The organism is Glycomyces sambucus (assembly GCF_900102815.1).
Lineage (GTDB): Bacteria > Actinomycetota > Actinomycetes > Mycobacteriales > Micromonosporaceae > Glycomyces > Glycomyces sambucus.
Window position 1 is genome coordinate 128602 of record NZ_FNGF01000005.1, and the last position, 19389, is coordinate 147990.

At 71.7% G+C, this 19389-nt stretch carries 24 protein-coding genes; 15 read left to right on the top strand and 9 right to left on the bottom strand.

What is annotated here, in order from left to right:
* Positions 1 to 13: 13 nt before the first annotated feature.
* Genes BLS99_RS15895 through BLS99_RS15905 form a run of 3 tightly spaced genes read left to right on the top strand, consistent with a single transcriptional unit; the run spans position 14 to position 1495 of the window.
* The gene (locus BLS99_RS15895) at positions 14 to 355 is read left to right on the top strand and encodes an ArsR/SmtB family transcription factor (protein WP_091051861.1); all 342 of its coding nucleotides are present in this window, start codon (positions 14 to 16) and stop codon (positions 353 to 355) included.
* Entirely contained in the window at positions 345 to 830 is a 486-nt protein-coding gene (locus BLS99_RS15900) for an SRPBCC family protein (RefSeq protein ID WP_091051864.1), read from the top strand. The genes BLS99_RS15895 and BLS99_RS15900 overlap by 11 nt, the downstream gene beginning before the upstream one ends.
* Complete coding sequence (locus tag BLS99_RS15905; RefSeq protein ID WP_091051866.1) at positions 830 to 1495, top strand: dihydrofolate reductase family protein; 666 nt, start codon at positions 830 to 832, stop codon at positions 1493 to 1495. The genes BLS99_RS15900 and BLS99_RS15905 overlap by 1 nt, the downstream gene beginning before the upstream one ends.
* Here the strand turns inward: BLS99_RS15905 and BLS99_RS15910 are convergent.
* Entirely contained in the window at positions 1492 to 2682 is a 1191-nt protein-coding gene (locus BLS99_RS15910) for an FAD-dependent monooxygenase (protein WP_091051869.1), read from the bottom strand. The two genes, BLS99_RS15905 and BLS99_RS15910, sit on opposite strands and share 4 nt — an antisense overlap.
* A 147-nt stretch (positions 2683 to 2829) precedes the next feature.
* Between BLS99_RS15910 and BLS99_RS15915 the strand changes: the two genes are divergently transcribed.
* Positions 2830 to 3462: a TetR/AcrR family transcriptional regulator gene (locus BLS99_RS15915; RefSeq protein WP_091051872.1), complete on the top strand. Its 633-nt coding sequence runs from the start codon at positions 2830 to 2832 to the stop codon at positions 3460 to 3462.
* On the top strand, positions 3459 to 4259 hold the full coding sequence (locus BLS99_RS15920) for an NAD(P)H-binding protein (protein ID WP_091051875.1): 801 nt from the start codon (positions 3459 to 3461) through the stop codon (positions 4257 to 4259). The genes BLS99_RS15915 and BLS99_RS15920 overlap by 4 nt, the downstream gene beginning before the upstream one ends.
* Positions 4260 to 4372: 113 nt before the next feature.
* Here the strand turns inward: BLS99_RS15920 and BLS99_RS15925 are convergent, their stop codons facing one another.
* The 4 genes from BLS99_RS15925 to BLS99_RS15940 form a co-directional block, all read right to left on the bottom strand.
* A complete protein-coding gene (locus tag BLS99_RS15925; RefSeq protein WP_091051877.1) occupies positions 4373 to 5599 on the bottom strand; it encodes an RNA polymerase sigma factor in 1227 nt (408 codons plus the stop codon).
* Between the two features lie 17 nt (positions 5600 to 5616).
* A complete protein-coding gene (locus BLS99_RS15930; RefSeq protein ID WP_091051880.1) occupies positions 5617 to 6027 on the bottom strand; it encodes a YciI family protein in 411 nt (136 codons plus the stop codon).
* A 236-nt stretch (positions 6028 to 6263) separates the two neighbouring features.
* Positions 6264 to 6467, bottom strand: a complete 204-nt coding sequence (locus BLS99_RS15935) for a cold-shock protein (protein ID WP_091051883.1) — start codon at positions 6465 to 6467, stop codon at positions 6264 to 6266.
* A gap of 291 nt (positions 6468 to 6758) precedes the next feature.
* Positions 6759 to 7133 carry a hypothetical protein gene (locus tag BLS99_RS15940; protein ID WP_091051885.1) on the bottom strand — a complete coding sequence of 125 codons (375 nt, stop codon included), beginning with the start codon at positions 7131 to 7133 and terminating at the stop codon, positions 6759 to 6761.
* A gap of 129 nt (positions 7134 to 7262) precedes the next feature.
* Here BLS99_RS15940 and BLS99_RS15945 point away from each other — a divergent pair, with 129 nt between their 5' ends.
* Together BLS99_RS15945 and BLS99_RS15950 are read left to right on the top strand one after the other, a co-directional pair.
* A complete protein-coding gene (locus BLS99_RS15945) occupies positions 7263 to 8312 on the top strand; it encodes a TetR/AcrR family transcriptional regulator (RefSeq protein WP_091051888.1) in 1050 nt (349 codons plus the stop codon).
* Positions 8313 to 8715: 403 nt separating this feature from the next.
* Positions 8716 to 9123, top strand: coding sequence for a hypothetical protein (locus BLS99_RS15950; RefSeq protein ID WP_091051890.1), 408 nt, complete (start codon positions 8716 to 8718; stop codon positions 9121 to 9123).
* A gap of 118 nt (positions 9124 to 9241) precedes the next feature.
* Here the strand turns inward: BLS99_RS15950 and BLS99_RS15955 are convergent, their stop codons facing one another.
* Complete coding sequence (locus BLS99_RS15955) at positions 9242 to 10306, bottom strand: LLM class flavin-dependent oxidoreductase (protein WP_091051893.1); 1065 nt, start codon at positions 10304 to 10306, stop codon at positions 9242 to 9244.
* Between the two features lie 135 nt (positions 10307 to 10441).
* On the opposite strand from BLS99_RS15955, the gene BLS99_RS15960 reads away from it, so the two are divergent.
* From BLS99_RS15960 to BLS99_RS26655, 5 genes are all read left to right on the top strand, one after another.
* A complete protein-coding gene (locus BLS99_RS15960) occupies positions 10442 to 11473 on the top strand; it encodes an aldo/keto reductase (protein WP_091051895.1) in 1032 nt (343 codons plus the stop codon).
* Between the two features lies 1 nt (position 11474).
* On the top strand, positions 11475 to 12308 hold the full coding sequence (locus BLS99_RS15965) for an NADPH-dependent oxidoreductase (RefSeq protein ID WP_091051898.1): 834 nt from the start codon (positions 11475 to 11477) through the stop codon (positions 12306 to 12308).
* A 128-nt stretch (positions 12309 to 12436) separates the two neighbouring features.
* Positions 12437 to 13639 carry a sulfotransferase family protein gene (locus BLS99_RS15970; RefSeq protein WP_091051901.1) on the top strand — a complete coding sequence of 401 codons (1203 nt, stop codon included), beginning with the start codon at positions 12437 to 12439 and terminating at the stop codon, positions 13637 to 13639.
* A 50-nt stretch (positions 13640 to 13689) separates the two neighbouring features.
* Complete coding sequence (locus BLS99_RS26650) at positions 13690 to 14292, top strand: sulfite oxidase-like oxidoreductase (RefSeq protein ID WP_091051904.1); 603 nt, start codon at positions 13690 to 13692, stop codon at positions 14290 to 14292.
* 2 nt (positions 14293 to 14294) lie between these two features.
* Positions 14295 to 15014: a ferredoxin reductase gene (locus BLS99_RS26655; RefSeq protein WP_218126536.1), complete on the top strand. Its 720-nt coding sequence runs from the start codon at positions 14295 to 14297 to the stop codon at positions 15012 to 15014.
* A gap of 24 nt (positions 15015 to 15038) precedes the next feature.
* Here BLS99_RS26655 and BLS99_RS15985 read toward each other — a convergent pair whose 3' ends face one another.
* Positions 15039 to 15689, bottom strand: a complete 651-nt coding sequence (locus tag BLS99_RS15985) for a DUF998 domain-containing protein (RefSeq protein ID WP_091051909.1) — start codon at positions 15687 to 15689, stop codon at positions 15039 to 15041.
* 297 nt (positions 15690 to 15986) lie between these two features.
* Here BLS99_RS15985 and BLS99_RS15990 point away from each other — a divergent pair, with 297 nt between their 5' ends.
* Positions 15987 to 16868 (top strand): transglutaminase-like domain-containing protein, encoded by an 882-nt coding sequence (locus tag BLS99_RS15990; RefSeq protein WP_091051911.1) that lies wholly within the window; start codon positions 15987 to 15989, stop codon positions 16866 to 16868.
* Positions 16869 to 16886: 18 nt separating this feature from the next.
* On the opposite strand, the gene BLS99_RS15995 is transcribed toward BLS99_RS15990, so the two are convergent.
* Positions 16887 to 17171, bottom strand: coding sequence for a hypothetical protein (locus BLS99_RS15995; RefSeq protein ID WP_091051914.1), 285 nt, complete (start codon positions 17169 to 17171; stop codon positions 16887 to 16889).
* A gap of 101 nt (positions 17172 to 17272) precedes the next feature.
* Between BLS99_RS15995 and BLS99_RS16000 the strand changes: the two genes are divergently transcribed.
* Both BLS99_RS16000 and BLS99_RS16005 read left to right on the top strand, forming a co-directional pair.
* Positions 17273 to 18112, top strand: a complete 840-nt coding sequence (locus BLS99_RS16000; RefSeq protein ID WP_091051916.1) for a helix-turn-helix domain-containing protein — start codon at positions 17273 to 17275, stop codon at positions 18110 to 18112.
* Between the two features lie 65 nt (positions 18113 to 18177).
* Positions 18178 to 18759: a dihydrofolate reductase family protein gene (locus BLS99_RS16005; protein WP_091051919.1), complete on the top strand. Its 582-nt coding sequence runs from the start codon at positions 18178 to 18180 to the stop codon at positions 18757 to 18759.
* 5 nt (positions 18760 to 18764) lie between these two features.
* On the opposite strand, the gene BLS99_RS16010 is transcribed toward BLS99_RS16005, so the two are convergent.
* A complete protein-coding gene (locus BLS99_RS16010; RefSeq protein ID WP_091051922.1) occupies positions 18765 to 19136 on the bottom strand; it encodes an HXXEE domain-containing protein in 372 nt (123 codons plus the stop codon).
* Positions 19137 to 19389 lie beyond the last annotated feature (253 nt).

Below are 19389 nucleotides of genomic sequence, written 5' to 3' on the forward strand. Positions count from 1 at the left end.
ATATGATCGTGGCATGGCACGAGCCGCGACCACCTCCGACGCGTTCAACGCGATCGCCGAGCCCCAGCGCCGGCGCATCCTCGACCTGCTGCGGGGGCGGGAACTGGCCGTGTCCGAGCTCGCGAGCGAGCTCGACCTCCCCCAGCCCGGGGTCTCCAAGCACCTCCGGGTCCTGCGGGAGGTCGAGCTGGTCCGCGTGCGCAGCGACGGCAAGCAGCGCCTCTACTGCCTGAACGCCACGGCCCTGCGACCGGTCCAGGAGTGGATCGGCGGGTTCGAGCGGTTCTGGGAGGCGAGCTTCGACCGGCTCGACGACTACGTGCAGGAACTCAAGGAGGCGGAAGATGACCACTGAGCAGGGGAGGGCCGACCGGGAGATCGTGCTCTCGCGGCTCGTCAACGGCCCGCGCGACCTGGTGTTCAAGGCGTTCACCGAGGTCCGGCACCTCTCGCGCTGGTGGGGCCCGGACGGGTTCACCACCACCACGCGGGCCTTCGCGTTCCGCGAGGGCGGCGAGTGGGAGTTCACGATGCACGGCCCCGACGGGACCGACTACCCGAACTCGATCATCTGGCGCGAGATCACCGCGCCGGAGCGGATCGAACTCGTCCACGGCGCCTTCGCGGGCGACCCGGACTCGTTCGAGCAGGTGCTCCGCTTCACCGATCAGGGCGGGAAGACCGAACTCGAGATGCGGACCCTGTTCCCCACCAAGGCGCTGCGGGACCGGGCCGTGGAGCGCTTCGGCGCGGTCGAGGGCGGCAGGCAGACACTGGGCCGGCTCGCGGCCTACATCGACGACACGATCGAACGGGAAGGCGGCATCTGATGGCCGGCAAGGTGTTCTTCAGCGTGACCATGAGCCTCGACGGGTGCATCGCGCCCCGCGACGGCGGCGCCACCGAGGCGATGCTGCAGGGCTGGAACGAGTCCGACGCCCTCAAGCGGTGGATGGACCAGTGGTCCGAACTCCAGGGCTGGGCCCTCGCGCAGCGGTTCATGCGCGAGAACCTGCACTTCGGCGAGGGCGGCGAGACCGGCCCCGACGACGACTTCCTCCGGGCCGTGTTCGACCGCACCGGCGCCACCGTCCTCGGCAAGCGCATGTTCGACGCCGGGGAGCACAGCTGGCCCGAGGACCCGCCCTTCCACTCGCAGGTGTACGTGCTCACCCACGAGGTCCGCGAGCCGTGGAAGCGACTGGGCGGCACCACGTTCCATTTCGTGAACGACGGCATCGAGAGCGCCCTCGCGCAGGCCCGCGAGGCCGCGGGCGACCGGGACGTGCGCATCGGCGGCGGCGCCGAGACCATCGTCCAGTTCCTCAACGCCGGGCTCGTCGACGAGGCCCTGATCGCCCTGCGCCCGGTCCTGTTCGGCGACGGCGTGCGCCTGTTCGACGGCGTCGACACGAGCAGGGTCGCGCTCGACATCGAGTCGTCCACGGCCTCGCCGTCGGTGACGCACCTGAAGTACCGGGTGCGGCGCCGCTAAGCCCGGCCCCGATCCAGATCGATCGCCTCCGCGGCCTTACCGAGCCGGGAGTCGAAGCGGCTGAGCAGCCGCAGCACCGGGCCCGAGCGCAGCAGTGCGTTGCGGGCCCCGATCCCCATGGCGCTCTTGGGAGCGATGAAGTCGAGGCCCGGCGCCGCGATGCCCTGGTTCGCTGCGACGAACGGCCGCATGCGCCGCTCGTACGCCGCCAGCGCGGGCTCGGGCGCGTCGCGGGCCGCCAGCTCCGCGGCGAGCACGTACGCGCCGACGAGCGCGAGGCTCGTGCCCTGGCCGGACATCGGCGAGGGGCAGTACCCGGCGTCGCCGAGGAGCACTGTGCGGCCTTTCGACCACGCGCCCATGCTGATCTGCGTCACCGAGTCGAAGTAGAAGTCCGGCGCCCGGTCCAGGTCGGCGAGGATGCGGTCGGTCTCCCAGCCCATCCCCGCGAACACCTCGCGCAGGTGCTCGCGCTGCGCCGCGGGCGCAGCGCGGTCGACGTCGGACTCGACCGCGGTCCGGTGCAGCAGGAGCGCCTTCGCCCCTGCGGCCCTGGGGGTGTTGTAGAGGGCGGCGACGCGGCTCGGGGTGTTGAACAGCCGCGCCTCGCCGTCGAGCCCGAGGTGGTTCGGCACGGTCGCGATGCTCACATAGGACTCGAGGAACCGCCGGTACGGCCGCTCGGGCCCGAAGGCGAGGCCGCGCGTGTTCGAGTGGAGCCCGTCGGCGCCCACGACCAGGTCGAAGGACTCGGTCCCGCCCGACGCGAACACCGCCTCCACGCGGTCGCCGCGGTCCTCCAGCGCCGAGATCGAGGTCCCGTACCGGTACTCGGCCTCGGGCGCCGCCTCGTGCAGGAGGGCCACGAGGTCGCCGCGCAGGATCTCCAGCGAGCGCTCCTCCGGCGCGACCAGGCCCGAGGCGAGGCGCGCGCGGACGCGGCCGTCGGCGTCGACCATGGCGGCCCCGCCGATTCCGGTCTCGGCGGCGCGCACGCCGTCGAGCACGCCCATGCGCATCGCCACGTCGATCGCCTTGCCGCGGATGTCGATCGCGTAGCCGCCGGTGCGGCGGGACGGGGCCTTCTCGATGACGACGGCGCGGATGCCGTTGCGCCCGAACCAGTGCGCGAGCGCGGGGCCCGCGATGCTCGCGCCGGAGATGAGGACGTTCCTGACTGCGGCCATGGGTCGCTCGCTTCCTGTCGGGGGCCGGGGGTGCGGCCCGTGGCACCAGTATAAGGCAGTCACTGCCATGTGGCAGTGACTGCCACTCTATCAACCGTGAAGATAATCCAATCAACCGTTCGTTTGATTGCGTGCTAGGGTTCGGGCGTGGAACCGAAGACGACCCGGCAGCGGGCCAAGCCCGCCGAGCGCGTCCGCGACGCCGAGCGCACCAAGGCGAAGCTCCTCGACGCGGCCCTCACCGAGTTCGCCGAGCACGGCTACCGCGGCGCCCGCGTCGGCGCCATCGCCGAGCGCGCCGGCGTCAACAAGCAGCTCGTCAGCTACTACTTCGGCGGCAAGGAGGGCCTGTACCGGGCGCTCCAGCGCGCATGGCTCGACACCGAGCGCCGCAGCGCCGGCGCCGACGTGCCGCCCGGCGAGCTGGTGCGCTGGTACCTCCACCAGAACCTCGCCGACCCGCGCGTGGCCCGGCTCGCCCTCTGGGCGGCCCTGTCGGGGGACGTGCCGGGGGAGGAGACCGCGGCCGACGTCGCGGCCGAGCAGGAGGCCATGCGCGAGCGCCGCGACCACGGCGAGTTCGCCCCCGACCTCGACACCGCGGCCGTGCAGCTCGCCCTCATGGGCATGGTCTTCGCCCCCGCGGTCTTCCGCGACACCGCCCGGCGCCTCTTCGGCGTAGGCATCGACGACCCCGAGTTCGAGACCCGCTACGGCGACACCCTGTCGCGCATCCTCGCGCGACTCGCCGCGGCACCCGAGAAAGGAAACCACCCATGACCGTCCTGGTCACCGGTGCGCGAGGCTCCATCGCGCGCAACGTCATCGCGCAGCTCATCCTCGCGGGCACCCCCGTCCGCGCCGCCTCGCGCAACCCCGTCGCCGTCGAGCTGCCGGGCGGCGCGCTGCCCGCCCTGGTCGACTTCACCGCCCCCGAGACCCTCGCCCCCGCACTGGAAGGGATCGAGAAGGTCTTCCTGTACGCGGCCCACGAGGGCATCGAGCACTTCACGGCCGCGGCGGTGGCGAGCGGCGTCAAGCACGTGGTCCTGCTGTCCTCGGCCGCCGCGCAGGGCACCGACGACAACCCGATCGCCAAGATGCACCGCGATGTGGAACGGCCCCTTGAAGCCTCGGGCCTGCCGTTCACGTTCGTGCGCCCGGCCATGTTCGCCACCAACGCCCTGTGGTGGGCCGAGTCGATCAGAAGCGAGCACCTGGTCCGCCTGCCCTACCCCGAGTCCCCGGTCAACCCGATCCACGAGCGCGACATCGCCGAAGTCGCGGTGACCGCGCTCCTCGGCTCCGGCCACGAGGGCAAAAAATACCTTGTGGACGGTCCCGGGCACCTCACCCAGCGGGAGCAGGTAGCCCTCATCGGCAAGGCGCTCGGCCGTGAGATCGCGGTCGAGGAGCTGCCGCGCGCGGCCGCCGAGCGGGTCATGCCGAGCCCGCTGCTCGACATGCTCGCGGAGGCGAAGGCGGAGGCGCCCGGCCCCACCGCGGAGGCCGTGACCGGCCGCCCGGCCCGCACCTTCGCGCAGTGGGCCGTCGACCACGCCGCCGACTTCCGCTGAGCCTCAGGCCGAGTCGGGGCGCGACCGGTTCAGCTGGGCTGGTTCAACCGAGCCGCTTCAGCCGGGCCTCTTCAACCCTGCCTCTTCAACCCTGCCTCTTCAGCCCAGCCGCTTCAGCCCAGCCGCTTCAACCGGGCCGCCTGCCTGAGCAGGTGGCCCATCTCGGCGGCGCTGGGCGCGCTCCGCGAGGCGGCCGCGTACAGGCGTGCCGCCTCGGCCGTGTTCCCCGCCCGCTCATGGAGGTACGCGGCCACGGCGTCGCGCCGCGGCAGGGCCGGGTCGAGCGCTTCGACCAGGCGCAGCCCGGCGAGCGGGCCGTCCACGTGGCCGACCGCGACCGCCCGGTTCAGGGCCACCACGGGATGGTCCGGGTCCGCTCGCACGAGTTCGTCGTACCACTCCAGGATCTGCGTCCAGTCGGTCTCCTCGGCGCACGCCGCGTCGTCGTGGAGCGCGGCGATGGCGGCCTGGATCTGGTACTCGCCCAGGCGGTCGCGTGCGAGCGCGTTCTGGAGCAGGTCCACGCCCTCACCGATCATCGCGGTGTCCCACCGGGACCGGTCCTGGAGCGCCAGCGGCACGAGGTCTCCGGCCGCGTCGGTGCGGGCGGCGCGGCGCGCGTGGTGCAGGAGCATGAGCGCGAGCAGGCCCGCGGCCTCCGCGTCGGCGGGTACGGACGCGACGAGCTGGCGGGCCAGGCGGATCGCCTCCTCGGCCAGGTCGGCGTCGCCGGTCCGCCCGCCCGCGGAGCCCCGCTCTCCCGCGCAGCCCCGGGCGTTCATGGAGCCGCCGATCGTGAAGCCGCCGATCATGAAGCCCTGATCGAACATCAGGTAGAGCACCCGCAGCACGGCCCGCACCTCGCCGGGTCGCTCGAAGCGCGCGCCCGCGAGGGTCCGCTTGGCGCGCGAGATGCGCTGCGCCATCGTCGCCTCCGGCACCAGGAACGCCCGCGCGATCTGCGCGGTCGTGAGGCCGCCGACGGCGCGGAGCGTCAGCGCGACGGCCGAGGCCGGCGTGAGCGCGGGGTGGCAGCAGCGGCTGAGCAGGAGCAGCGTGTCGTCGGTCTGCTCCGCCGGGCCGGGGGCGGGCTCGCGGTGGACGACCACCTCGCGCAGCGCCCGCGCTGAGGCCGAGCGCCGCGCGTCGAGGAACCGGCGCCACGCGACGGTGACCAGCCAGCCCTTGGGGTCGTCGGGGGCGTCCCCGTCCCAGCGGCGCACCGCCTCCACGAGGGCGTCCTGGACGGCGTCCTCGGCCGCCGCGAAGTCGGCTCCGCGGCGGACGAGGACGCTCAGCACCTGCGGAGTGAGGTCCCGCAGCAGGTGGTCGTCGAACATCGGACCGCCGGCCCGGCCTACTCCACCACCGGCGGGTGGGACAGGAACGGCCGGACCTCGATCCACTCGTGCAGGGGCCTGCCGTCCTTGCCGGGGGCCGCGGAGAGGTGCGCGGCGGCCTCGTGGGCGCGCTCCTTGGACTCGACGTCGATGATCATCCACCCGGCGATGACGTCCTTGGTCTCGGCGAACGGCCCGTCGGTGACCGGGGCCGCGCCCTCGCCGCCGTATCGCACGAACTCGCCCTCGAAGGCGAGCGCCTGGGCGTCGACGAACTCGCCGCGCTCGCGCAGGTCGTCGGCGACCTTCCCCATGAACGCGATGTGCTCGGAGATCTCCTCCGGCGTCCAGTCGTCCATCGGAGCGACCGCGTTGGGGTGCTGGACCGGTCCGCCGCGGTAGTGCTTGAGCAGCAGGTACTTGGCCATGTCTTCGTCCTCCGTCTCGGGCGGCGTCCGTCGCCGCCGACACCCCTGGGACGGAGCCCGCGGCGGGTTCTCGACATCCCGCGGGAAATTATCCTGGAGTTCTCTCCCCGGACGCCTCGCGCCCTGGTGGAAGCCGGGTACGAGAAAGGCCCGCCCTCCGCGCCAGGCGCGGCGGCGAGCCTTGTGAAGTGCGGGGTCGGGACGGCGGCGCCTGGGCACCGCCGTCCCGGTTCGCTTTAGAGCACGCGGATGTTCGCGGCCTGCGGGCCCTTCTGGCCCTGCTCGACGTCGAACTCGACGTGCTGGTTTTCTTCAAGGTCACGGCGACCAGTTCCCTGGATCGCGGAGAAGTGCGCGAACACGTCCGCGGAGCCGTCGTCGGGAGCGATGAAGCCGAAGCCCTTGTCGCCGTTGAACCATTTCACAGTGCCAGTGGCCATGTGTTCCTCCTGTTGTGCGTCGGACCGTCGAGACGGCCCGACTTCTTCATTGGACCGCCGGAGCGGTCCAAATCCCGCGCCGATGAATCCGGCGCGGAAGTCTGGTGCGGGGTGTCGGGGCATGCGGCGACCGGCCGCGGATGCGATACCGCGTGCCTCAGGGTGATCCGAGTTGTCTGGACGTCGGACCGCTGGATCGATGAGATGGTTCGCCTGATTCGTTGAAGGTAAGAAACGCCGCTCTGCCAACTTGCCGGCGGCGTTGAGAAGCTTGCCCGACCCTACACCAACTCAGCGGCGCGTGACCCTGTGCAGCGCCTCTCGGCCCCGCTCGGGCAGATCCGAGGCCGCCGACAGGAGCGCGTCGCGGGCGTCCTCGAGTTGCTCCAGGGCCTTGCGGTACCCGTGGGACCGGTGCTTGCGGTCATACGCGATCTTCAATGCCACGACCGCGGCGGCCGCGACCCCCACGGCCGCGACGGCGAGCACCACCGGGCGCACGCCGCGTCGCGGCTCGGGCGCCCAGACATCCTCGTCGAGCAGCTCTTTTCCATGCAGCTCACCGATATCGGCACCTTCACCACCGGTGATGTCGGACATCCGAATCGCGTCGGACTCCGCCCCCGGCTCGGCGATCTCGTCGCTCAGATCCTTCTGTTTCGCCATGTTTCGCCTCCTCCTCGATCACCGAGGATTCCCCGCCCCGGGCCCGGGGAAACCTCCGCCGGACCGGTTCGGATGGCATCATCATCGGAATGCCCGCGTCATCTGAACGCGAAGGACGAAAGGGAGAACATGGCGAGGCTCACACGAATCGAGCGGCAGGAGCGGACCAGAAACGCGATTCTGGCCGCCGCGCGCGAGGAGTTCGCCGAGCACGGGTACGCGGATACGAGCGTGGACCGGATCGCCGATCGCGCCGACCTGACGCGCGGCGCCGTCTACTCCAACTTCCCGGGCAAGCGCGCCCTCTACCTGGCCGTCCTCGTCGCGATGACCGAGCGCGCCCCCGCCGCCGGGCCCGCCTGGGCGCCGGCGACCGCCGAGGACGCCCTGATCCGCTTCGCCCGCGCCTGGCTCGACCGGCTCCCGTCCGCCGGGGGCGCCGACCGGCTGCGGCTCCGCTCCCTGGCCGGGGTGCTCGACGAGCACGGCCGGGACGTCCTGGCGCAGCTCGCCCGGCTGGAGGCGCTGCTCCTGGCCGTGGGACTGGAGTCGTGCGCGCCCGGGCGGCGGGTCCGCCTCGCCGAGCTCGCGCTCACCCTCCTCTCCGGCGCCGGGCACCTCGCCGAGCAGGCGCCCGGGTTCGGCAGCGCCGCCGACCGCGTGCGCGCCTGCGGCCACCTCGCCGCCCTCGACCTCCGCGACGCCTGGGCGCCCCGCCCGCCCGAGGCCACCGCCGAGGCCGTCCACGAGCCCCTGGCGGCGCCCGCGCTCCGGGACCTCGTCGGCGGCGGACCGGTCGACCTCGGCACCGACGGCCTCGTGGCGGTCCTCGGGACGGGCCGCCTCGCCGCGGCCGAGGACGCCCTCCGCGCCGCCGCTCCCGGCGAGACGGTCACCCTCCTCGCCGCGGTGCCCGATCCGGCCGAGACCGGGGGCCTGGTGCGGCTCAGGGTGGGCGACCTCACATCGTGCCTGCGGGCGGTGTTCCCGGCCGGGACGTGGCGGCGGCTGCGGGTCGCCGTGGCCGACCCGGCGGCGACCGCCGCGCTCGGCCTCCCGGACCCCGCCGCCGACACCGAGGCGGCGCTGCGGGTGCGCGGCGGCATGATCGCGGCGCGGGCTTCGGGTCCGGGCGCCGCCCGCGCCGCGGCCCGGGCCCGGCGGAGCGCCGGCGCTTGACCGTCCTCATGCGAACGGTCACTTCGGCCGGTCGCGCCGCACCCGCTCCGGTCGCCTACCCGTGAGTCGGTTCACGCTGGGGTGGAACGGATGTCGGACGCCCCGCCGCCCGGTACTCTTGACGCGTCTTGACGTTCCCTTGACGCGAATCAACGGAATCCAGGCACGACTCAACATCATTCTGGCGATAGTTGTGAATCCAGCCACCCAAGGTGTCGAAACGGTCCGCAACGGGCGTCTGTACACGGGGGACGGGCGGCGATGTGAAACCGGAACGCAGCGGAGGGAAGACCGTCATGCGGCATACCACTCTTGTTAACCCACAACGCAATAGCATTGTCCAACTACCTCGCGGGGGAGCGGGTTCCACTCCCAGAGGGCCGCGCGAGCAAGAGGAGAGCAAGTGAGCGAGACCCCCGAGCACTCTGAGCCGGCCGAGGAGTTCGACCTCGCGGCCTTCATGGCGGACTTCGAGAAGCGCATGTCCTCGCTCCGCGGCGAGGCGCTCCCGGTCCGGCACCTGGTCGACGCCACCAGCGTCCGGATCGTCTCGGAGGGTGGGGAAGTGGCGGTGACCGCCAACATCGCGGGCGCGCTCGTCGACGTCGAGTTCCTGCCCCCGGCGGCCTCCAAGGCGCCGCTCGAGCAGGCCGCCCTGGTCATCGACACCTACGAGCGGGCGGCCGAGGCCGCCCGCGATCGCACCCACGACATCGTCGCGGGCTTCGTGGACCAGTCGGCCCGCACGCGCGAGCTCGCGCGCCGGCTCGTCGAAGAGGCCCGCGAGCGCAAGACCGACCCCGAGCAGTAGCCCCGGACAGCCAAGGCCGCCAGGTGCATTCGCGCCCGGCGGCCTCGCATGTGCTCGGACCTGGTCCGCGTCTCGGCACGGTGCGGGCCCCGGGCCCGCTGCGGCGCTTCGGTTCCGCTCAGTCCCGCAGCAGCGGCAGCAGCTGGTCGCCCTGGCGTTCGATCTCCCGCAGGTACGGGGTGTCGGAGAGGACGAAGTGCGTGATGCCCAGCTCTTGGTACTTGCGCAGCGACCGCGCCACGTCGGCGGGGGAGCCGACGAGCCACGTGGTGCCCGCGCCGCCGCCCCCGTACCGGCCGGGCGCCGTGTACAGGTTCTCGTCGAGGACGTCGCCGCGCTCGGCGAGGTCGAGGAGGCGCTGCTGCCCCACCGCGGTGCGGCGGTGGGCGTCCCGCAGGTACTCCTGGTTCCCGGCGGCCATGGTCGCGACCTTCGCCTCGGCCTCGGCCCACGCCTCCTCGGTCGTGTCGCGCACGAACGTGGTGATGCGGAGCCCGAACTCGAGGGGCGCGTGCTCGCGGCCGACCTCCTCGCTGAGCTTCTTGAGCCGCTCGATGCGCTCGCGCACGCCGTCCAGGGGCTCGCCCCAGAACAGCTGCACGTCCGCCTCCGCGGCCGCGACCCGTTCGGCCGCTTCGGAGGCGCCGCCGAAGTACAGCCGCGGGTGCCGCCGCCCGCCGTCCGCGACGGGCTTGAGCTCCAGGGACGAGTCCTTCACGGAGAAGTGCTCGCCCTCGTAGGTCACGGACTCCTCGGTCCAGAGCCGGCGCACGACCTGGATGAACTCCTTGGTGCGGGCGTAGCGGTGCGCCTGGTCGCCCTCGCTGTCGCCGTACGCGGCGAGGTTGTCCTGGCCGGAGACGATGTTCACCAGGACCCGGCCGCCGGTGAGGTGGTCGAGGGTGGCCGAGGCGGCGGCGAAGTTCGCGGGGCGCCAGTAGCCGGGCCGGATCGCGATGAGGGGCTTGAACGTCGTGGTGCGCGCGGCGAGGGCGGTGGCGACGGTGAACGTGTCGGGGCGCCCCCAGCTCGTGCCGAGGAGCGCGCCGCCCCAGCCGTGGTCCTCCAGGGCCTTCGCGTGGCCGGTGAGGGTGTCGAGGCTGTTGTGGCCCTCGACGGCGTCGTCGCCGCGGTGGCCGGGGCGGGCCTGGTTGGGGATGTACCAGAGGAATTCGGCGCTCATGTCTCTCCTTGGTCAGTGCATCGGCGCGATCTTTACTCTATTTCTCCTATCGATGTAGTATAGATTTGATCGCGGCTACCATCCACCCCATCGGCGGGCCCAGGTCCGCGAACCCGTCACGGAAAGGCGTTCCCCATGACCTACGGCGCTTTCGAGAAGACTCACGCCGCCGCCGACGACCGCTACGAGCGCCTGGCCTACCGGCGCGCGGGGCGCTCCGGCCTCGACCTGCCCGCGCTCTCCCTCGGCCTGTGGCAGAAGTTCGGCACCGACTACCCGCCCGAGACCCAGCGCGAGATCATCCTCCACGCGTTCGACCTCGGGATCACCCACTTCGACAACGCCGACCGCTACGGTCCGCCGCACCGCGCCGCGCAGAAGGTCTTCGGCCGCGTCCTCGCCCGCGACCTCGCCCCGTACCGCGACGAACTGGTCCTCTCCACCAAGGCCGGCAACGCGATCAGCCCCAGCCCCTACCACCGGGGCGGCTCGCGCAAGTCCCTCCTCAACTCCCTGGAGCACAGCCTCCGCGACCTCGGCACCGACTACGTCGACGTCTTCTACCACCACCGGCCCGACCCGACCACGCCGCTCGAGGAGACCACCGGGGCCCTCGCCGACGCCGTCCGCCAGGGCAAGACCCTGTACGTCGGCGTCTCCAACTACACCCCCGAGCAGGCCCACGAGGCCGCCGAACTCCTTCGCGCCCAGGGCATCCAGCTCCTGGTCCACCAGCCGCGCTACTCGATCTTCGACCGCACGCCCGAGCGCAGCGGCCTCATCGACACCGCAGCGGCCGACGGCTTCGGCCTCGTCGTCTACTCCCCGCTCGCGCAGGGCCTCCTCACCGACAAGTACCTCCAGGACATCCCGGAGGGCGCGCGGGCGACGAACAGCGCGTTCCTCAAGCCCGACGTCATCGACGCGACCTACCGCGAGCGCGCCGCCGCCCTCAACGCGCTCGCGAAGGAGCGCGGCCAGTCACTCGCCCAGCTCGCGATCCAGTGGGTGCTGCGCCGCCCCGAGGTCACCTCCGCGCTCATCGGCGCCAGCTCCACGTGGCAGCTCGACCACAACGTCCAGGCGCTCGACTTCCCCGAGCTCACCGACGAGGAGCTGAAGGCGATCGACGAGCACGGCGTCCACGGCACGGGCCTGGGGCTCTGACATGCCCGCCGCCGCACCACCCGCCGAACCGCCCCGAGACGCCTCCGCCGCCGCGCGGTACGGCGACCCGGAGGCGCGGCTGGGCGCCGTCAACGACATCGTCCGCGTCCAGCTCGCCCACCGCTCCGTGCGCCGGTTCGGCCCGCGCGACGTCACCGAGGAGGAGCTGACCACGCTCGTCGCCGCCGCCCAGTCGGCGCCGACCTCCTCGAACCTCCAGCCGTGGAGCGTCATCGCCGTGCGCGACCCCGAGCGCAAGGCCCGCCTCGCGCGCCTCTCGGGGCGCCAGGACTTCATCGCGCAGGCGCCGCTGTTCCTGGTCTGGGTCGCCGACCTCGGCCGCGCCCGGCGCCTGGCCGCCCGCCGCGGCACCGAGGTGCACGCCGCGGACTACCTGGAGACCACACTCATCGGCTTCATCGACACCGCCCTCGCCGCGCAGAACGCGGTGACGGCCGCCGAGTCGCTGGGGCTCGGCTCGGTGTTCGTGGGCGCGATCCGCAACAGCACCGAGGAGGTCGCCGCGGAGCTGAAACTGCCGCCGCACACGGTGGCCGCCTTCGGGTTGGCCGTGGGCGAACCCGACCCGGCCGAGGCCGCCGACGTGAAGCCGCGCCTGCCGCAGGCCGCGGTGCTCCACCGCGAGCGGTACAGCGAGGCCGCCGACGATCACCTCGACGTCTACGACGAGCGCCTGAGCGCCTACAACGCCCGCTTCGGGCTGGCCGGGAACTGGACCGACCGGGTCCTGGCGCGCCTGCGCGGGCCCGAGTCCATGGGCGGCCGGCACCGGCTGCGGCCGATCCTGGAGTCGCTCGGTTTCCCTTCGCGCTGAAGGGGGAGGGGCCGCTTCCGCGAGTGGCGGGAGCGGCCCCAGTGGAGTCTCGGCCTTGATCGACTTCGGCGCGCGTGCGAGGATGCGACAGCGAGACCCTGTTCCCCCTCCCCGGAAGGACTCGTCCCTTGCGACGCGTATCCCGCCTGGTCGTCCCGATCAACGCCGCCATGCAGTCCTCGATGCGGCGCCAGACCGCCGACGTCGACGGCTACTTCGAGAAGATGGTCCGCCAGGCGGAGGCCGCCTCGGGCGGCAGCGCCCGCGGCGACGAGGAGTTCCTGGAGGGCTACCGCCACCTGCTGCGCCAGGTCGCGAAAGTCCGCACCATGTCCGCGCTCGGCTGGACCGGTTTCACCGCGGACATGAAGGGCCGCATGACGAACCGGTTCCGCGTGCACCGCCTCGTCGCCGACCACCCCGAGATCCTGGACGAGCCGATCGAGCGGCCCATCATCGTCACGGGCATGCCCCGCACCGCCACCACGCTGGCGCACAAGATCCTCGCCTACCCCGAGGGCAACCGGGCGCCGCTCATGTGGGAGCTCCAGGCGACCGACCGCGCCGACATCGACCCGAAGATCCGCAAGCGCCGCATCGCGGTCGCGCGCGCCTCGGCCCGCTTCGGGCACTTCTTCTCGCCGGTGCTCCCCGACATCCACGCGATGGAGCCCGAGTCGCCCGAGGAGTGCGTGTTCGCGCTTCCCCACGGCCGCAACATGCTCGTGACGTTCCGGATGCCCGGGTACCGCAACTGGCTCGACGAGCACGACTTCCTGCCCGACTACGAGTACTACCGGAAGGTGCTCCAGGTCCTCCAGTTCGGGGCGCAGCGGCGCCGCTGGGTCCTCAAGTCCCCGTACCACCTCGAGCACCTCGGCGTCCTCATGAAGGTCTTCCCGGACGCGCAGATCGTGTGGACCCACCGCGACCCGAACACGGTGATGGGCTCGTGGTGCTCGCTCATGGAGACCGGCGTGGCCATCTGCAACCGCGAGTACGACCCGCACCAGATCGGCCAGGACTGGCTGGAGATGCTCTCGCGCGTGGTCGAGATCGGCCGCGACGTACGCACCACGCTCGCCCGCGACCGCGTCGTGGACGTCTCGTACCACCAGCTCACCGCGAACCCGTACGAGGAGCTGCCGGGGATCTTCCGGCGCCTCGGCATGGAGTTCACGCCGCGCGACGAGCAGAACCTGCACGACGTCCTCGCCCGCCCCGGCATGAAGCGCGGCCACGAGTACAGCCTCCGCCACTACGGCCTCGACCCGGACCTGGTCGACAAGGCGTTCGGCGACTACACGCGCATGGTCCACGCCATGCGCTGATCGCATGCCGCCGCCCCCGCCGCGGCCTACGATTGCGGCGGGAGGCGGCCATGACCGATCTGACACCTGGCTTCCAGGGGCGCCGGCGCGCGGTGGACGACCGCGTGCCGCCCGGCCAGTACCTGACCGACGACTTCCCGGTGCTCTCCGCCGGGCCCACGCCCTCGGTGAAGACCGACCGGTGGACGTTCACGGTGACCTCGGAGACCGGCGAGCGCCGGGTCTGGACGTGGGACGAGTTCGCGGCCCTGCCGCACGAGACCCCCACGGTCGACATCCACTGCGTCACGAGGTGGTCGAAGCTCGACACGACCTGGCGCGGCGTCTCCGCGGACACGCTCCTGGCCGGGCTGGAGACGCAGGCCGACTACGTGGTGGTCCACTCCTTCGACGGGTACACGACGAATCTCCCTTTCCGGGACATCACGGACGGCCGCGCGTGGGTCGCCACGGGCTACGACGGCCGGCCGCTCCACGCCGAGCACGGCGGGCCCGCGCGGTTCCTCGTCCCGCACCTGTACTTCTGGAAATCCGCGAAGTGGGTCTCGGGGATCACGCTGCACACCGAGGACCGGCCCGGCTTCTGGGAGCGCGCGGGCTACCACGACTACGGCGACCCGTGGCTGGAGCAGCGCTACCAGGCGGGGTTCTGAGCGTGGCCGCCGACGGCGATTGGCAGAAGGCGCGCCTGGTCGAGCGCCGGGAGGAGACGGCCACGGCGGTGACGCTCGTCTTCGAGCCCGAGGACTGGCCCGGCCATCTCGCCGGGCAGCACGCGGACCTGCGGCTCACCGCGGCCGACGGCTACACGGCGGTGCGCTCGTACTCGATGGCCGCGCCCGCGCGGGACGGCCTGGTCGAGTTCACGATCCAGCGCGTGAACGACGGCGAGGTCTCGACCTACTTGTGCGACGACCTCCCGATCGGCGCGTACGCGGAGGTGAAGGGCCCCATCGGTGGGTGGTTCGTGTGGCGGCCGACCGACACGGCCCCGGTGCTGCTGGTGGCGGGCGGTTCGGGGATCGTCCCGCTCCAGGCGATGATCCGCGAGCGCCGCGCCGCGGGCTCGCGGACGCCGTTCCGGCTGGTCTACTCGGTGCGCACGCCCGCGGACGTCATCTACGCGGACGAACTCGCGCGGCCCGACGCCACGGGCCTGGAGACCGCGATCCTCTACACGCGCCGGGCCCCCGAAGGGGCGCTGCGTCCACCGGCGCGGATCGGCCTCGCCGACCTCAACACGCACGGCTGGCCGCCGGACTTCCAGCCCGTGTGCTTCGTGTGCGGCCCCAACGGTTTCGTGGAGACGGCCGCGAGGGCGCTGGTCGCCCTCGGGCACGACTCGCACCGGATCAAGACCGAGCGCTTCGGCTGAGGCCGGAGCGCCCGGTCTTCATCCCTATTTGGCGCGGATCGCCTGGAGGCACACGGCCGAGGCCCACAGCCAGATGACGGCCCCGCCCGCGAGCATCCACCGGTAGTCGGCCGCCGCGAACGAGACCGCGGTGAGCCCGAGGTACAGCGCGGGCACCGCGTAGCAGGTTGCGCGCCAAGCGGTCCGGCCCTCGCGGGCGAACCGGCGGGCTAGGACGAAGCACGCGACGAGCAGCGTCAGGCCCGCGCCCGGGGCCGCGAACGCGTGCAGGATGCTGTGCCAGCTCTGCGAAGCGGGCGCGCCTTCGGCCGTCCCGGCCGGGAACCCGAACGCCGGATCGGACACGAACACGCCGCCCCACACGAGCGCGATCCCGTAGAGCCCGAACAGCCTCGGGCCCCACTTCGACCCGGGCCCGTCGGCAAGCGCGCGGCGCAGCCCGACCGCGCCGAGGATCGCGAGGAGCCCGGACACGATGAAGTTGGTGATCTGCAGCCAGCCGTGCTCGCCGACGCTGAGCAGGCTCAGCGGGTGCACGACGGGGTCGAACCCGTCGCGGGTCGCGGCGAGCACGAGCGTGGCCCCGACGAACAGCGGCGCGGCGGCGACCCCGCAGGCCAGCAGGCCGCGGGTCGAGGCGGTGAGCGGGGTGGGGGGTGCGGTGGTCGTGGGCATCGAGGGCTCCTCGGGACGGTGAAGGGGGTGGTGAACGGGTGTTGCCGGTGTTGACGACGCGACAGCGATGAATTCATCGGGCGTGAGCGCCTTCACTCCTGTGGCGCCAGAACCGTTGCGCCGCTGCGGCCCGCGCTGGGCCCGGCGGGCACCGACGAGACGACCCACTCGCACCTTGAACGCCGCCGGTCCGCCGCTGGGTCTCAGGCAGACGCCTTATGCCCCTGACCAGGGAAATGTTGAAATCCCCCGCAAAATGTCGCTAGTCTCCGATCCACCTTCAGAACGGAGCCAGCGATGACCACACAGGACGAACTCGCCTATTACGCGGCACCCGGCCCCCTCACCACCGCCGAACCCGCGCTCACGAGCCTCCCCGCCGAGGTCCTGGCGCTCCTGGAAGCCGTCCAGGGCCTCCTCGTTCACGAACCGGGCCACCCCGACCGCCCCACCGGGCACCTCCGCAGCACCGCCGAGATCCTCGACCACCTCGCCCCGACCGGCCCGCTCACCCAAGCGCGCCAACCGGATCAGCGCCTCATCGGCTGCTGCCGGCACTTCACGCTCCTCCCGGTCGCGGCCCTCCGCGCCCACGGCATTCCGGCCCGCGCCCGCTGCGGCTTCGCCACCTACTTCATGCCCGGCTGGCACATCGACCACTGGGTGGTCGAGTGCTGGAGCGCCGGGCGCTGGCACCTCGCCGACGCCCAACTCGACCCGGCCCTGCGTGAACGCCTCGGCATCGCCTTCGGCTCCGCCTTCAACCCCGCCGACGTCCCCCGCGGCAGCACCACCGCTCCGAATGCCGATCCACGTGCCTTCGCCGTGGCAGGCGAGACCTGGCTCCGCTGCCGCGCAGGCAATCTCGACCCGGCCCGCTGCGGCTTCCCCGGCGACGGCACCCACGGCCTCTGGTGGATCGCGGGCAACCTCATCCGCGACGTGGCCGCGCTCGCCAAGATGGAACTCCTGCCATGGGACCTCTGGGGCGCCATGCCCGGCCCCGCCGACCCCATCACCGACGACCTCGCCACCCTCCTCGACCACCTCGCCACCATCACCGCAGACCCCGAAACAGCCGCCAAGTCCCGCGACACCTACCCCGACGCGGCCCTGAAGGTCCCCGCAAAAGTCTTCAACCACCTCCGCCAAGCAGAGGAACCGGTCTTCACGAGCTGACCGCCTTAGTCGGCATCCTCATACCGCCCAGGGATCGGGGCCCTCCCAGGTCGAGTCGTCGCCGGTGTCGTCGGACTCGATGTCGCCGAGGTCAGGGCCGGGTTCCCACATCGGGTAGCGCCGGCCCGCGGCGGTCTCGTAGATGAAGATCGAGTCCCGCTGACCCCGGGACGGGTCCGGCGCAAGGCCGAGTTCGCGGGCCTTCGCTTCGAGGGGCAGGCGCCCGGTGTCCCACGCCTCCAGAAGCTTCGCCAGCTTCTCGGGGTCATCGGTGACCGCCCAGGCCGCAATCTCATCGCTCACGCCAATGCCTCCCCTGTGCCTTGGTACGCCTTGCTCGCCATCCGACCCACCTGATGGCATTCTCCGCCTCCGAACGAGTGCTGTGGCGGGATACTAGGGGCATGGAGTACGTGTCGCGGGTGCCGCGGCCGCCGTTGGACGGGTTTGTCGACGACCTCTACTACCTGGAGGGCGCGTCGCCGTATTCAATGCTCACGCTGCCGGCGAACCCTTCGGCGCTGCTCATCGTCAATCTGGGGCCACCGTTTCGAATTCGGGGCGGGACCGATGCCGCGACGGCTGAGTATGCCGACGGGTGCGTGTTCACCATGCCTACCCGCGCGGTCGCGTTCGGGTACCCGCCGCGGACCAGGTCGGTCGGGGTGCACTTCAAACCGTGGGGGCTGGCGCCGTTCGTGTCGATGCCCGCGGCCGAGTTGTGCGACAGGCCGGTGACCTTGGAGCAGGTGTGGGGCCGGGCCGCGGTTGACGAGTTGCGGGACCGGTTGCACTCCGCAGCGGGGCCGCAGGAGATGCTGACGATCCTTGAGGGCGAGCTGATGCGGCGGTTGCGCGAGACGGCAGGGGTGGGTTTGGTCCGCCATGCGAGCAGCGTTATCGCGAGGGCAAGAGGGGCGGTGTCGATCGGAGACCTGAACACGGCGGCCGGGGTCAGCAGTACCCATCTCGCGCAACGGTTCAAGGAACTCATCGGCGTCACGCCCAAGCGGCTCGCCCGCAGCTACCGGTTCACCGTCACCGTGCTCGGGATCGACCCCGCCGAGCCGGTCGACTGGGCCGCGCTCGCCGGTCGCGCTGGCTACTTCGACCAGGCCCACTTCGGACATGAGTTCCGGGAGTTCACCGGATTCACGCCGACCCGTTACCTGGAACTCCGACGCCAGTTCATGCACGAACATCCAGGTCACGTGCTCGACAGTTGGCCCCTCCCGGCCGATTGATTTCTTACAAGACCTGCGGCCCGCGAGGCGTTAGCTTGAGACTTTCAGCGATAGAGGAGAGTCCCGTGGGAAAAGTGGTCATGTACGCATCGGTGTCGGTCGACGGGTTCATCGCGGACGCGGGCGACCAGCCCGGTCCGCTGTTCGACTGGCTGCTCAGTGGTGATGTGCCGCTTGACGAGAGCGGCTTCGTGAAGGTCTCGCAGACCTCGTACGACTACATCAAGCCGTACTGGGACGCCATCGGGGTGACCATCGCCGGCCGCCACGTCTTCGACCTCACGAACGGCTGGGACGGCGTGCCCCCGGCCGGGATCGACCATGTCGTGGTCGTGTCCCACCGAGGCAGGCCCGAGGGCTGGTTCCCCGAGGCGCCCTTCCACTTCATCGACGGCATCGAGGCCGCGATGGCCAAGGCGCAGGAACTCGCAGGTGATCGGATTGTCGAGGTCGCCGCAGGCGACGTCGGCGGCCAGATGCTCGCTGCGGGGCTCGTGGACGAGGTGCGCATGGACGTCGCGCCCGCCGTGCTCGGCTCCGGAAAGCGCTACTTCGGGTCGGTCGACGCGCAGCACCTGCTGGAGGACCCCGCCGAGGTGATCCAGGGCAGCCGCATCCTCCACCTGCGCTACCCGGTCCGCCGCTGACCGGATCAGTCGGTCTTGCGGAATCTGGTGAGCCAGAGGAGGTCTATCGGGAGGTTGAGCAGGAGGGCGGTGGCGACTCCTGGGGCGTAGCCGTTGTTGATGACGGCGAGGGGGAGGTGGGGGAGGGCGACGTTGATCAGCATGATCGTGGCGAGGACTGTTATCGGCCAGGTTTTTCCGGTGCGAGTTGCGAAGAGCACCAGGGCGAGGCCGATGAGTGTGACTGCGGCTGTGGCGATTTGGAAGGCACCCGGTGAGGGCCATGGGATGGGGAGGTCGGGCGGGAGGTCTTCGAGGAATGCGGGTGCGGTCAGGGCCTCTTCGAGGTTGTGCACCGCGAACGCTCCGAACACCGCCCACGCCCAGCCTTTTCGCATGTACCAAGGCTATTGGAACCCCGGCACGGGGACCGATCGCCTCTGGGAGGGAGAGGTTCGGCCGCTGAGGAGGGCGATGAGGTTCCGGAACTTCCTGGTCAGACGGGTTCGGAGCGACGCGGGACGGGTCGCACAATGGGCTTGTGCGAGACATTCCGAGGACGCCAGGAAGCGGGACCACGCCTGTTCGCGCAGCTTCCCGAAGTCGATGTTGAGGTCGGGGGCGCGGTCGGGGTCGGGGTTGAAGGCGGAA